At 57.5% G+C, this 12,556-nt stretch carries 13 protein-coding genes; 10 read left to right on the top strand and 3 right to left on the bottom strand.

Going from position 1 to position 12,556, the window contains the following annotated elements; genetic code table 11:
* The 8 genes from FGD77_RS03090 (at position 1) to FGD77_RS03055 (ending at position 6,908) form a co-directional block, all read left to right on the top strand.
* Entirely contained in the window at positions 1-657 is a 657-nt protein-coding gene (locus FGD77_RS03090) for a virB8 family protein (protein WP_255006272.1), read from the top strand.
* A 2-nt stretch (positions 658-659) separates the two neighbouring features.
* Positions 660-1,355, top strand: coding sequence for a TrbG/VirB9 family P-type conjugative transfer protein (locus FGD77_RS03085; RefSeq protein ID WP_255006271.1), 696 nt, complete (start codon positions 660-662; stop codon positions 1,353-1,355).
* Positions 1,352-2,731 carry a TrbI/VirB10 family protein gene (locus FGD77_RS03080; protein WP_255006270.1) on the top strand — a complete coding sequence of 460 codons (1,380 nt, stop codon included), beginning with the start codon at positions 1,352-1,354 and terminating at the stop codon, positions 2,729-2,731. The genes FGD77_RS03085 and FGD77_RS03080 overlap by 4 nt, the downstream gene beginning before the upstream one ends.
* A gap of 4 nt (positions 2,732-2,735) precedes the next feature.
* Positions 2,736-3,722: an ATPase, T2SS/T4P/T4SS family gene (locus FGD77_RS03075; protein ID WP_255006268.1), complete on the top strand. Its 987-nt coding sequence runs from the start codon at positions 2,736-2,738 to the stop codon at positions 3,720-3,722.
* On the top strand, positions 3,719-3,913 hold the full coding sequence (locus tag FGD77_RS03070) for a DUF4177 domain-containing protein (protein WP_255006265.1): 195 nt from the start codon (positions 3,719-3,721) through the stop codon (positions 3,911-3,913). Before FGD77_RS03075 ends, FGD77_RS03070 begins: the two co-directional genes overlap by 4 nt.
* Positions 3,910-4,320: a hypothetical protein gene (locus FGD77_RS03065; protein ID WP_255006264.1), complete on the top strand. Its 411-nt coding sequence runs from the start codon at positions 3,910-3,912 to the stop codon at positions 4,318-4,320. Before FGD77_RS03070 ends, FGD77_RS03065 begins: the two co-directional genes overlap by 4 nt.
* Positions 4,321-4,332: 12 nt before the next feature.
* Positions 4,333-5,406: a type IV secretion system protein gene (locus tag FGD77_RS03060; protein WP_255006262.1), complete on the top strand. Its 1,074-nt coding sequence runs from the start codon at positions 4,333-4,335 to the stop codon at positions 5,404-5,406.
* A gap of 362 nt (positions 5,407-5,768) precedes the next feature.
* Positions 5,769-6,908: a DNA cytosine methyltransferase gene (locus FGD77_RS03055; protein ID WP_255006260.1), complete on the top strand. Its 1,140-nt coding sequence runs from the start codon at positions 5,769-5,771 to the stop codon at positions 6,906-6,908.
* Between the two features lie 19 nt (positions 6,909-6,927).
* On the opposite strand, the gene FGD77_RS03050 is transcribed toward FGD77_RS03055, so the two are convergent.
* Positions 6,928-7,857: a NotI family restriction endonuclease gene (locus tag FGD77_RS03050; RefSeq protein ID WP_255006258.1), complete on the bottom strand. Its 930-nt coding sequence runs from the start codon at positions 7,855-7,857 to the stop codon at positions 6,928-6,930.
* Between the two features lie 273 nt (positions 7,858-8,130).
* Between FGD77_RS03050 and FGD77_RS03045 the strand changes: the two genes are divergently transcribed.
* A complete protein-coding gene (locus tag FGD77_RS03045; RefSeq protein ID WP_255006256.1) occupies positions 8,131-9,213 on the top strand; it encodes a hypothetical protein in 1,083 nt (360 codons plus the stop codon).
* A gap of 12 nt (positions 9,214-9,225) precedes the next feature.
* Positions 9,226-10,134 (top strand): hypothetical protein, encoded by a 909-nt coding sequence (locus FGD77_RS03040; RefSeq protein WP_255006254.1) that lies wholly within the window; start codon positions 9,226-9,228, stop codon positions 10,132-10,134.
* A gap of 49 nt (positions 10,135-10,183) precedes the next feature.
* Here the strand turns inward: FGD77_RS03040 and tnpA are convergent, their stop codons facing one another.
* On the bottom strand, positions 10,184-10,525 hold the full coding sequence (tnpA, locus tag FGD77_RS03035; protein WP_255006252.1) for an IS200/IS605 family transposase: 342 nt from the start codon (positions 10,523-10,525) through the stop codon (positions 10,184-10,186).
* Between the two features lie 30 nt (positions 10,526-10,555).
* Complete coding sequence (locus tag FGD77_RS03030) at positions 10,556-12,556, bottom strand: type IV secretory system conjugative DNA transfer family protein (protein WP_255006301.1); 2,001 nt, start codon at positions 12,554-12,556, stop codon at positions 10,556-10,558.

Below are 12,556 nucleotides of genomic sequence, written 5' to 3'. Positions count from 1 at the left end.
ATGGTGGCGAGTGAACAAGAAATCATCGAGGAAGAACTGGTCTATGGCGCGCTGCGCCGCGAACGGCTCTGGCAACGCCTTGGCCTGATGGGCCTTGTCTTCGGCATCATCGGCTGTCTGAGCGCAGCAGCAGTCGCGATCCTCGATGTCGACCCGCCCCCCGTCGTTGTCCCCTATGATCCCGCCACTGGTTTTGCCCTGCCCGAGGCGTCCGTTGGGGCCACATCCGTCACCGCCAACCAGGCGATCATCGAGGCGGAGGTCTTCCGCTATGTGACCGACCGGGAGGTCTATAACCAGCTCGACAACGATCTGCGCATCCGCAGCGTCCTGCGCCGCTCGGACGGAGCTGCCGAGAGCGGGCTGCGCCAGATCTGGAACAGCGCCAACGAGAATTACCCGCCGACGGTCTATGGCCCCAATGCTCGGCTCGACGTGGAAATCCTCAGCATCAACCGGATCGGAACCAACCGCGCGACGGTCCGCCTGCGCAAGCGTCTGACCTCCATCAACGGCACCCAAACCGGGCTCTTCACCGCGACCCTTCTCTTCGAGTTCCGCCCCGAGACCCGCCGCTCCATCGATGAGGTCTGGACTAACCCCTTCGGCTTCACCGTACTCGAATATTCCATCCGCTCCGACAGATTGGAGAACTGACCGTGCTTGTGTTCAGACTGCTTGTACTCGGGATTGCCCTGCTGCCCAGCCTTGCCTTTGCCGAAGCGATCCCGCGCGGTGGTCCAAATGACAGTCGTGTGCGGCTGGCCACCTACCAGGAAGGCCAGGTCTACCGCCTCAGCGTCTCGCTCACCCATGTCACCACCATCGAGTTTGGGATCGGTGAAAGCATCCGCTCGATTATCGCGGGCGACACGGAAGGCTTCGAGATCGATGGCGTCCCTGGTGGTCAGGCATTTGCAATCAAGCCCGTCGCGCGCGGCGTCCATACCAATGTGACGGTCTACACGAACAGGCGCAGCTACTATTTCAACGTCGAGGAGGTCCGCAGCCCAACCTTCTATGTGGTGCAGTTCCGCTATCCGGAGGACGATGCGCGCCCGACCCGGTCCATCGCCGCCCAAGCACCAAACTACAATTACGGTGCCAGCGCGCGGACCGAGTTTACGCCAACCCGCATCTGGGATGACGGGACGTTCACGTATTTCGCCTTTCCGAGAAACGCACCTGTGCCCGCGATCTTCCGCTACGCGGGCGGCCGCGAGCGCACGGTCAACACGCAAACTCCTGAAGACGGCGTGATCCGCGTCAACGGCGTGAACCGCCAATGGGTCCTGCGACTGGGCGAAGAGGTGGTCTGCATCGAGGCGATCCCGCCCGCGGAGGCCACCTCATGAGCGATACCGAGAACACCGAGCTGGAAAGGCGCCTCGCCGCCCTTGAGAAAGGCAGTGCCCGCGCGCCCATAGCGGCGCAGCGCCGGTCGCCCCTTCTCGCGCTGGTCGTGGTCCTCGTCATCGGCGCAGGTGGTGCCCTGCTCTATCTCCTCTCACAGCCCGACGAAGAGGAAGCCTTGCCAACGGCCACCCCTGACGTCTTCCAAAACGAAGGGGATGGCTTTGGCGCTATCGAGACCTTGCCCCCGCCCGAGCCCGAGGTTGTGTTCGTCGGACCCGATCCAGTCGAGCCGAACGCGGAGCTTCTGGCGCAGATCACCGCCCTGCAGGCCCAGATTGAGGAGTTGCGCAACGCCCCTGAACCGGTCGTCGAGGACAACACCGCCGCCGCAGAGGCGATCGACGCGCTGACCGCTCAGATCGCGGCGCTACAAGCCGCCTCGGAAGCCGCACAGCAACGGTTCCAGGACGAACTGACGGCGCGGGATCGAAGTCTTGAACAACTCCGCATGGATCTGGAACTGGCCCAACTCGAGGCCAGCCGACCCCAACCCGCGCCAGTGGGCCCCACGGAAGATGAGCTGCGCGCACGCGAGCAAGAGCGACTGCGCCGCGAGGAAGAAGCCCGGCGCATGGCCGAACTGGAGCGCCGCGCCGCGGAGGAACGCGCCTTCCAGGAGCGGCGAATCGCATCACCCACCATCGCCTTTGGTGGGACCTCCGGAGCGAATGAAACGGCTCTGACCGAACGCACTTTTGGCGAGGTGACGGATTTCGTGCTGAACGGTGGGTTGCCCTCCACCGTGACGCAGGCCGAGGTGATCGCCAATCCCTCCAACACGATTCTACAGGGCACCATGATCCAGGCCGTTATGGAAACCGCCCTCGACAGCTCGCTGCCCGGCCAGACCCGTGCCGTGGTGTCCGAAGATGTCTACAGCGTCGATGGCGCGCGCCTCCTAATCCCGCGCGGATCCCGCCTCATCGGGCGCTACCGCGCCGGCGTGGATATCGCGCAGCGCCGCGTCACCATCGCATGGGACCGGATCATCCTGCCCGCGGGCCAGACCGTCCAGATCAGCTCCTTCGGAGGTGATGAACTGGGCCGCTCCGGCGTCACCGGTTTCGTGGACACACGCTTCGCCGAGCGTTTCGGGTCGGCCGCCCTGATCTCGCTGATTTCTGCCGCACCCAGTGCCGCCGCCTCCGAGGTCCGGGATGAGACTGCGGCCGACGTTCTCGAAGACGTGGGCGATGATCTGGCAGATGCCACGGACAGCGTCATAGGCAATTACCTCTCCATCGGCCCCGTCATCTATGTCGACCAGGGCGCCCGCGTCACGGTCATGGTCGACCGCGATCTGGAGATATTCTGAGCCCATGTCGCTGAGCTATCTCGAAACCTCCCTCGACCAGATCGACGCCGCCGCCCGCGACGATGTCATCGAGATTTGCATCAATCCAGACGGGACCTGCTGGGGCGAATTCCAGGGTGATCACTTCATGCGCGCGCTGGATCAGAAGCTAACAGCGACGGACGTGAAGGACCTCGGCAACCAGATCGCCTCCTCCGCCAATACCACCCTGAGCAAGGACCGCCCCATCGTCTCGGTTTCGATCACCTACAAGGGGCGCCCGATCCGCGCACAGGTCATCACCCCGCCCGCGGTGCTCTCGGCCATGTCGATCAGCCTGCGGTTCTTCTCAAGCCTGCCACTCGAGGGCATTGCGCTCGATTTCCTCTACGGAAAAGAGCGCAAGCTCGAAGACCTGCGCGTGGAAAAAAAGCGCGCCTTGCGCGCAGTGGTGGCCGCGGGTTTGATCGATGATGCGCTCGCCTTCTGCGTCGAGAACAAACTCAACATGATCGTCTCGGGCGGCACCTCCACCGGCAAGACCGTGGCCGCGCGCAAGATCCTCTCTCACGTACCGGCCGAGGAACGCATCGTCACCATCGAAGAAGCCGCCGAGCTTCTGCCGACCCAGCCAAATGCCGTGACCCTCATCGCCAATCGCGACGCAGAATTCCAGACCGCCGATGTGCTTCTCACCGCCACGCTGCGCATGCGCCCCGACCGGATCATCCTGGGCGAGGTGCGCGGCAAGGAGGCCATGACCTTTCTGGAAGCCATCAACACCGGCCATGGCGGGTCCATGACGACACTGCATGCCGAAACTCCGCAGCTTGCCGTGCAGCGCCTCGCGATCGCGGCGCTCAAGACCGAGATCCCGATGACCTATGCCGACATGATCCAATACATCGAGAATTCCATCGACGTTATCATCCAGGCCGGTCGCCATGACGGCAAACGCGGCATCACCGAATTCTACCTCCCCGGCGCAACTGAGATTGGAAATTCCCCATGAAGACCTTTGAATACAATATCCTGTCCTTTCCCATGACCCGCAAAACCAGCCTTGCCGACATGCAGGCCAGCCTGAACGAGAAGGGCGCAGACGGGTGGGAGGTGGTGTCGATCAGCACTTCGGAATTCGCCAATATCGGGCACACCGTTTTCCTGAAACGTGAGACCACACCCGCTGGAGTCACGACATGAGGCGGGCGCGTTGCCTCGCCTTGGCCGCGCTGGCCCTAAGCTTGACGCCGACCCTCGCCGTTGCCGAGCGCAACCTGGTGCCAACCCTCGATCGCAGCTTTGACGTCTGTCCGGACCGGCCCGCCGAGCCCGTCTGGATGCAAGAGATCCCCCTGCGCCAAGCCTATCAGCGGGTTCTGGTTCAGGACATCTATCGCGCCCAGAATCTCGAGCGGGTCGTTGAGATCGGCAACTGCGACTGCGCGACCCGGTTCCCGTCCTGGGACGCAGCAGAGGCCACGTTTCGGGAAAGATACGCGAGCGACGAACGGTGGGAAATGCTGCAAGCCTCGGACGCCTACAACCGCCGCGCCAATGCCGCCCGCCCTGCAGCGAAGGCAATCTGCGACGCCGCGGGCAATTGGTAAGGCAGCGCCGCGATGAGTGTCGTCACCTACTTCGTTGAAACCTCCCAAGCCTATCTCGACACCGCTGCCGAAACCCAGTTTGGTGCGGTTGCGGCAACGGTCGGCACGCTCCTGGTTTTGGGGACAACGCTGGTGGTGATCCTCGTTAGCATCAACATGATCTATCAATATCGGGCCATGGATGGGCACACAGCCTTCTGGCTCGCAGTCAAGATCGGGCTCATCGGGATATTCGCGACCAATTGGATGCAGTTCAACGCGTTCTCGTCTGCCATTCTCTATGGGATCGACAGTATCGCGGGCGCGCTGGTGGCCTCGGTCGGCGGCGGCAGTCCGGGACCCTCTGGAACTTTCGCCGAAGAATTCGACCGTTTGATCGCAGAGCTGGGCGACTATCTGAACGCTGCCGGGTCCGAGCTGAACTGGATGGCTGGCGCCATGCTCGACATAGTCGGTGTTCTTCTACTCTCGATCCTCGGCGGGCTGGCCGCCTTCATCCTCGTGGCCTCCCGACTAATGATCGCGCTCCTGATCGGGATCGCCCCGGTGATGATTTTCCTGACCCTCTTCGAGGTGACCAAGGATTACTTCGCGCGTTGGTTATCCGCGCTGATTTCCTTTGCACTATACCCCATCGTCGTCGCAGGCGTGTTCGCAACGATCACAGGCGTTTCCTCCGCGCTCATCGGTGAACTAGGCGATCCCGAAGGGGCCTCAAACATCGGCGCGCTCATACCCTTCTTTATGATGGTGCTCATGGCCAAGGGCTTCATTGTCGCCACGCCCTTCATCGTCCGCGCGATCTCCGGCAACATCATGATGCCCGCCCTCTCCGGAGGTCTCGGCGGCGGCTACAGCTTTGCCCGCGCCGCCATGGGAAGCCAGCAGGCCTACAATCGCTACCTCATCGGCGGGGCCAGTGGCGCAGAATACGCAGCCCTCAGGGCGCGGCAGTTCTTTGGCGTGCAGCAAATGCCTGCAAGGCAAGGCATGGGGCAGACGGGTTCCGCAGGAGCAGCTTCGCCGGGGACAGGGTCGCAGATGCTTGCGCAGTTGGCGAGGTTGGGGAGGTTGGGGCGGCGGTAACGGCCCCTTGAGGGCCTTGGCTGCGCACTAGTTTGCTGCGTTGTGGACAAAGCGCAAGCTCGTTGTGGATCAGCTGCGCGAGGGACAGCGAAGAGATTCTGGGACAGACTAGAAGCACGGGAGGTCGAAATGAGCCAAGGGCTGACACATTGATAACCAGGTGAAAAATGGCCGTAGAGGACTCCTTACGGCATTGCCGAAGAAATGCAGAGAGGGTAAGAACAAATTAGGAACAGGGAGACAATGCTACTGTTGATATTGATTTGTGGCGATACAACTGATTGTATGAAGAAAAAAAGGGCGGACAAGATGCAGACACTACCCCAGAAATCTGTTCAGGGCGGCCAGACGGCGGGTGTGCAATGACCAGACCGACGGTGATCGATCTCTTTTGTGGTGCAGGCGGCTTGTCTGAAGGGATGCGTCAAGCTGGTTTCAGAGTTTTGGCTGGGAACGATATTGATGTGCACGCAGGTGCAACTTTCGCCTCAACACATCCGGAAGCAAAGTTCCTGCCCGGCTCGATCTTTGACCTTTCAGCTCATGATTTTCTGGAAGTGACTGGTCTTCGGAAATTCGAACTAGATGTCCTTGCCGGCGGCCCGCCTTGCCAAGGTTACTCTGTCTACAATCATCAACGCGGTATGCATGATGAGCGGAGCCACTTGTTCAAGGAGTACCTTCGGATTGTTGAAGGCCTAATGCCCAAATGGTTGGTTATGGAAAACGTTACAGGCATCATGTCAGCTGGTGAGGGAGAAGCTTTCCAAGCTGTCTTAGCCGGGATTCGTAGCTTAGGGTACAATGTCGAAGCCGAAATTTTGCGTGCGGAAGAATACGGCATTCCGCAAGAACGTCGGCGGGTGGTTTTCATCGGCAATCGAGTCGGCGCGCCAATCGTATGGCCCGATAAAACCCATGGAGAGAACCTAAAGGCTCTCACGACTATTAAGGACGCTCTCTCCGACTTGCCAGTTTTGGCGAACGGGGAGGACAAAGGCATCGTCGACTATCGGACGCCGGCAATATCTGAGTATCAAATTGAATTAAGACAAGGTTCTAACGCGGTCCATAATCACTCAGCTTCCAAATTGGGTGCGATCAACCTTGAGCGAATGAAACACATACCTCAAGGTGGCAGCTGGCGCGACGTACCATATGACCTTCTACCCGCAGGTATGAAAAGAGCGAAGCGGAGCGATCACACGAAGCGATATGGGCGAATGAAGTGGGAGGGTCAATCCTGCACCGTTCTAACCAAATGTGACATACATTGGGGGGCGTACATTCATCCAGAACAGGATCGAAGCATCACCGTTCGGGAGGCGGCACGTTTACAATCGTTCCCAGATTGGTTTCACTTTACAGGACCTAGAACAGAACAGTTTGTCCAAGTAGGCAATGCGGTGCCTCCGTTGTTGGGCAAATGCATCGGGAAAGCTATCTTGGCGGCTGAGGCAAGTTCGGAAGTCCAACCCGCACTTCAGGTCGCAATGGCCTAACCAGAATGCATTATTGACGCTACAGCGCGGTTTTTCGACTTAAAGCCGCCAGCTTCGCTGCGATGGTATCTTCATAGATACCTAAAGGCGGCAAGTTTTGAGGCGAAACAAATGCGAACGCGATTTGCTCAACAGTCGTAGTGAACTCCGTAACAAGCTCTATCGGGCGTTCTCCGCTCGGCCAGGTTTCAGCTAGTTGATAAGAATGAAAAGTAACAGTGCCGGGGCCTTTTGGGTATTCCAATAACGAACTGCCAATGCGCGTGCGGATTTTTTGCAAGACAGGGTCAGGCAAAACAAAAAACAGACCATGAAGAGCCAGTTTTTCTCGGCGAAGGGCATGTCCTTTGTATATGATTTGAGGCAGGATGCGTTTAGTAACATTTTCCCAATTAAAACCAGCGTTTGTCCCACCCTCACCCCATTTGCTCGGATGGGGCTTTTCGGCATAGTAATCTACTGATGCCTTTTTATAGCTATTTGTCGTGTCGATCGTCTGAACTTCGACAGCTACTATCGCCAAAGGTTCCAGATCTGGGCCGATTGAAGTCAGTAGGAAATCGACTTTGAACGACCCAGATTCCCCTTCTGCCGATGGTGCTTTGATGCCGACTTCACCGCTGTAACCTTGCCCAAAAACAACCACTTCACGCCCGTTCAAGGCGCCATTTCGCCGCCTAGTTTCAGCTTCCAGATCGGTGAGCAAATCACAGTCATCACCAAACGTTTGTCTGGCAATGCGCCAAATCACCTCGAACTGATTTCCGTACAACCGGTTTGGACAAATTATTACTGGCTTTGCATTGGGAGCTTGCAGTGCGCAAGCTCCCCCGCTCTGCGACTTCTTACACTTGTCGTCAACGAATGGGCACCATCTCCGGGAAGCAAATGCTCTACTTTCACCAGAGAGAGGCTGAAACCCATGAAATTCAATAACTTTTGTTGGCACAGGTAGCTTCCTCTTTGCTGCACCAAACCTCCTTTCTCAAGTTTTTTCAACCGATTCGCGGCTATCCACTACCGCCGATAGCAAAACAAGACACCGTGGCTAAAACTCAACGTTTTCCTGCTTGGATTTGTGACCCTACCAGAGAGTGCCACAATGACGCATCAAGGCTGTCAGCAAACAGGTTTCTAAACACATTCGACAGGGATGCAGGCCCTAGGCAAATTTGCCAAACTGCGGCATAATCGAACAGATACCAATGGATTAGGACAGAGAATGGCACCAGCACTGAAGACACTACCGGTGTCCCATTTGAACTTCGACCCCGAGAACCCTCGTTTACCTGAACGGGTTGATGGAGAGGACGCCGCTGCTGTTACAGATTTCTTCTTACTTGAGTGCAACCTGATCGAACTCATGATGTCCATTGCGGAGCAGGGGTATTTTCACGGGGAGCCTCTCCTGGTCGTGCCAGACGCCAACGGTGGCACCCATACCGTTGTCGAAGGAAATCGCAGACTCGCGTCATTAAAACTTCTTACGGAAGAAATTTCCCCACACTCAATGGAGAAGGCCGTAGCCAAGATTTTGGTAGAAGCCAAAGAAAAACCCACAGACGTACCTTGTCTGATCTTCAACGCCCGGGAAGAAGTGCTGAAATACTTAGGGTATCGGCATATTACCGGCATTAAAGAATGGGACGCTCTCGCAAAAGCGCGCTATCTGGCACAATTGCGAACAAAAGTTGTCGCAGCTGATCATGCTGAAGCACACCGCATTCTAGCGAAGGAGATTGGTAGCAAATCGAATGCTGTAGCCAAGATTCTGACGGGTTATAATCTTCTAAATTATGCAAAAGATGAAGGTATTCTTCGAGAGCTCAAACTGGAGGCTGAAGACGTCCCGTTCTCACTTCTAACCACTGCTATCGGCTGGTCGAGTATTGCAGAATTTATCGGCCTAGACGGAACTGGCGACGTTGATCTTTCGACAGTTAAGAAAGCCGAGACACGCGATTTTTTCCTATGGGCCTTCCACAAGGTTGATGGATATAAAACTAGGATCGGTGACTCTAGGAACTTTAAGGTCTTTGCCCGAGTAGTTGAGTTCCCTGCCGCTATCGAAGCTCTCAGAAAAGGTGCCTCACTTGAAGAAGCGGATATTCTTGCCGAAGGTCCGCTACAGGCAATTCGGATCAATATAGGGAAGGCAATTTCTGCGATAGAGCATTCACAGACTTCTATCGCGCTGGCTGATGGCCTAACCGGCGACGATTTAGCGGCTTCCACTCGGCTGAGAAAATTGGCGGCAGCTCTGGAAGGCTCGATCAGGTCCAACCTTGAAATAGAAAATGACTGAGCGCTTGAACAAATGATTTCTCTGGATCGCCCCCGTGACCACGACGACCATACAGTTGCTGATTTTCTGGAGCTGCTTTGCTTGGTTAACCTTGATCGTCAAGTTAGTACGGACTCGCTCAGAGACCATATAGAAGACAATCGAGGGGATCATGGATTTCAGCTCTCTGACGATCAGCTTGAGGATGTCTTGGGGCAAATTAGATGGCGAATTGAAGCCTTTCACGACTGGTACCCCTTTCAGTTGACCAATCATGGTAGAGTCGTCGAAGCGCCTGACGATTTGACAGATAATCAAAAGCGGTATGTGAGTTTGTTAATTTGTGGCAATCTATCCTTCTTTGCACAAACAGGGCGCCAAGTTTTAACAGATTTTTTTGAACGTATGTCTGAGTTCGTGTTGCGTGAGCTTTGGCCGAGTTCTGGTGTAACAATGACTGTAGGAAAGAATACAACGGCACTTACAGGTTCCAAGGCTAACCGGCTGAATGCACTTGGAAAAATAATTGGAGCAAACCCTCATATCAAAGACACAGACTTCCGTGAAGGTGATCGCGGCGACGGAGGGATCGACCTAGCGGCATATGTCACTTTGGACCGATTTGAACACCAAAACGCTTTGTCCGCGCTAGCCCAATGTGCGTGCTCACGCACCGATTGGGCTCCAAAACATAGTGAGATTACCCATACTAGATTGCGAACGCTACTCCCACCAACAGCGCTCTGGATTGAAATGCTATTCACACCGGTATCTTTTAGGGCAAATTCTGGTGGCTGGGCAGTCCCCGGACTTGTTCCCGGCGTAACGTTGGTGGACCGCCTTCGTTTGGTCCTCTCGCTAGTTCGAGGGGGAACAGAGAATGCTCCAGCTTTGCCGGATTTAGTCGATACATTGTTAGGCTTTAGACTTGACGTCGTTTAGCCCAAAGCGCGAACATGCCTCAGTTAAGGTAAATTTCCTGCGTTGGATCCTAACCGACGACTGAACCACTACCGGCTGGCGCCGGTAGGATCAGTGATGTGATTTTCCAGGTACTGAAGTACGATGTCTTCGGTGATGGCACCGTTTGTGGTTGAAAAATATCCCCTCCCCAAAACCGGCAGCCCCAGTAGCGCTTGCGGATGGCGGGAAATTCCCGTTGCACCTTATGGGACGAACGGCCCTTCATCTTGCGCACCAGATCCGAGATCGCGAGCTTCGGCGGCACCGAAACGAACATGTGGACGTGGTCGCTCGACAGCACCCCGCGCAAGATGTCGACCTCGTTCTCGCGGCACACCTGTCGACAAATGTCGCGCACCCGCAGTGGCAATGCCCCAGTCAGCACCTTGTACCGCGCACACTAGCGAACTGCCATCCCGTATCTGGGCTCCGATTTCAATGCTGTCTCTAACTCATCCAGACCATCCACTGCGGCCCGCACTTGGTCAACATCTGCCTCTTTGGTCGGATTGATTGTTGGCAACTCCCCCACAAAATCCATCTCCATTTGCCGTTGCTCCTCCGCGACCACAGCTTGAACGACAGGCGCGGTCTTTTTTGGAGCGGCGTCGGTTTGCTTTGACGTTTGGCTGCCAGCATCTTGGTGTGCAGTCTCCACAACGGCGTCAGACCCACCTGGTCCGTTCGAAGGCGGAGTCATCGGCATGGCGCGCACGCTCAACGGGAGATTGCCCTGCGATCCCCCTCCCCCCGGCTTCGGAAACGGCAACTCGCCTGATTGCGCCGCGTGGATCGCCTTGAAGAGCCGGTCGTCAAAATACTGGATCCGCTTTGCCCGGACCGGCATCTGGGCATCGATCACCATGACAATTTCATCGAGCGGCAGGCGGCGCGCTTCATCTTCAGGCAATAACGAGCTTTCTTCGGTCCGTGTGGATTGGCTGCGGCCCTCGAAGGGGTTCTTGCCGATGGACTGAGAGCGCGTGATGACGGTCTTCGTGGTCTTGCCAACCGCCTTGCTCAGCTCTTCGACGGTTTTTTCATCCGAAGGCGTCAGGTAGAGCTTCACACCGGCATTGCCTTGCAGGGCGCGGCGGGTGTTCTCGCCGTAGATTTCATCGAGGGCGGGGATGGTTTGGGTGACCACAGCGAGGTGACCACGATAGGTCCGCAGCGTCTCGATGCTCTCGACCACGATGGGCATCTTGCCGAGGCGGTTGAACTCGTCGAGCATGATCATTACGGGCCACGGCTCATCCGGCCCGGGGTCCTTTTCCTGCATGGCGGAGAGGAGATCGGAAAAGAACAGCCGGATCAGCGGCGCGAGCGGCTTCACCATCAGCGGCTGGACCACGAGATAGACCGAGAAGGGCTTCTTGCGGATCGTGCGGAAGTCAAAGTCCGACACCGCCGTCGCCTCATCGATAGCCGGGTTCTGCCATTGATCGAGCCCCGAGGTCATCAGAAGCGAGACGTAAGAGGTCAGCGTGTCGTTGTTGGTCGAGGCCAGCCGAGTAAAAATCAGCTTGGCGGCCCGGTTATCCACCTCGTGGCCCCGCGCGAAATACTCCTTCTGCTTGTTCCCGCCCGAGGCGGCGATGCGGTAGATCTCGCCCAAGGTGGGGCGCTTGCGCTGGAAGGCCAGCAGGCCTGCCGCCACGAAGAGATCGATCCCGCCCTTGAGCAGCCCCTGCACCCGGTCATTGTCGCTTTGCAGGAAGAGCGTCGCAAGAAGCTGCAATTCCATCTGCTGGCGCGCGGGATCTTTCAGTTGATAAATGCGCAGGAGCGGGTTGTAGCGATGCGTGCGCTTGCCCTCCCAATCGGTGGGGGCAAAGCGATAGACCTTGTCGCCTTGGGCTGCGCGGTGGCGGGCCGTGGCCTCGAAACATTCGCCCTTCACATCGAGCGTCACGGCGGAGCCTTGCCAGGTCAGCAGGTTCGGAATGACAAAGCCCGTGGTCTTGCCGCGCCCGGTGGGCGCCACGATCAGCGCATGCGGAAAAACCTTCGAGCATATGTAATTGGCGCGGGAGCCCGGCGGCCCCAGCTTGCCGAGGATGAACCCGGTGCCCGGCGCCCCGAAGAACCCATTGGCCTTCATCTCTCGCGCACTCTGCCAATGGGTCTGGCCAAAGCGTGTCAGGGCGGACCCTGAGAGGGCGAGGCTCAGCATCAGACCGGCGGCGGCAAAGCTGCCGATGATCAGGTGAATAAGTTGGGCATCCTCCGGGCGGCGGTCCAGGATCGCCAGATAGTTCTGCGCGATATAGGCAAAGTCGATCTCGGCCCCGAAGCCGAGATCCTGGTAGGTCAGCACCGCCGAGGCGATGGTGTAGCCCATGGCCCCGGTCACCAGCGTTACCAACAAGACCCCTGTGGCGATCCGCGCTTTTCCCAT

The sequence above is a fragment of the Roseovarius sp. M141 genome, from assembly GCF_024355225.1.
Taxonomy (GTDB): domain Bacteria; phylum Pseudomonadota; class Alphaproteobacteria; order Rhodobacterales; family Rhodobacteraceae; genus Roseovarius.
Note: the sequence above shows the minus strand (reverse complement) of the source record. Positions and strands in the feature narration are given on the sequence as shown.

Coding starts and splice junctions, on each gene's coding strand:
- FGD77_RS03090 (WP_255006272.1), top strand. CDS start 1: ATGGTGGCGAGTGAACAAGAAATCATCGAGGAAGAACTGGTCTATGGC.
- FGD77_RS03080 (WP_255006270.1), top strand. CDS start 1,352: ATGAGCGATACCGAGAACACCGAGCTGGAAAGGCGCCTCGCCGCCCTT.
- FGD77_RS03075 (WP_255006268.1), top strand. CDS start 2,736: ATGTCGCTGAGCTATCTCGAAACCTCCCTCGACCAGATCGACGCCGCC.
- FGD77_RS03070 (WP_255006265.1), top strand. CDS start 3,719: ATGAAGACCTTTGAATACAATATCCTGTCCTTTCCCATGACCCGCAAA.
- FGD77_RS03065 (WP_255006264.1), top strand. CDS start 3,910: ATGAGGCGGGCGCGTTGCCTCGCCTTGGCCGCGCTGGCCCTAAGCTTG.
- FGD77_RS03060 (WP_255006262.1), top strand. CDS start 4,333: ATGAGTGTCGTCACCTACTTCGTTGAAACCTCCCAAGCCTATCTCGAC.
- FGD77_RS03055 (WP_255006260.1), top strand. CDS start 5,769: ATGACCAGACCGACGGTGATCGATCTCTTTTGTGGTGCAGGCGGCTTG.
- FGD77_RS03045 (WP_255006256.1), top strand. CDS start 8,131: ATGGCACCAGCACTGAAGACACTACCGGTGTCCCATTTGAACTTCGAC.
- FGD77_RS03040 (WP_255006254.1), top strand. CDS start 9,226: ATGATTTCTCTGGATCGCCCCCGTGACCACGACGACCATACAGTTGCT.
- FGD77_RS03030 (WP_255006301.1), bottom strand. CDS start 12,556: ATGGGAAAAGCGCGGATCGCCACAGGGGTCTTGTTGGTAACGCTGGTG.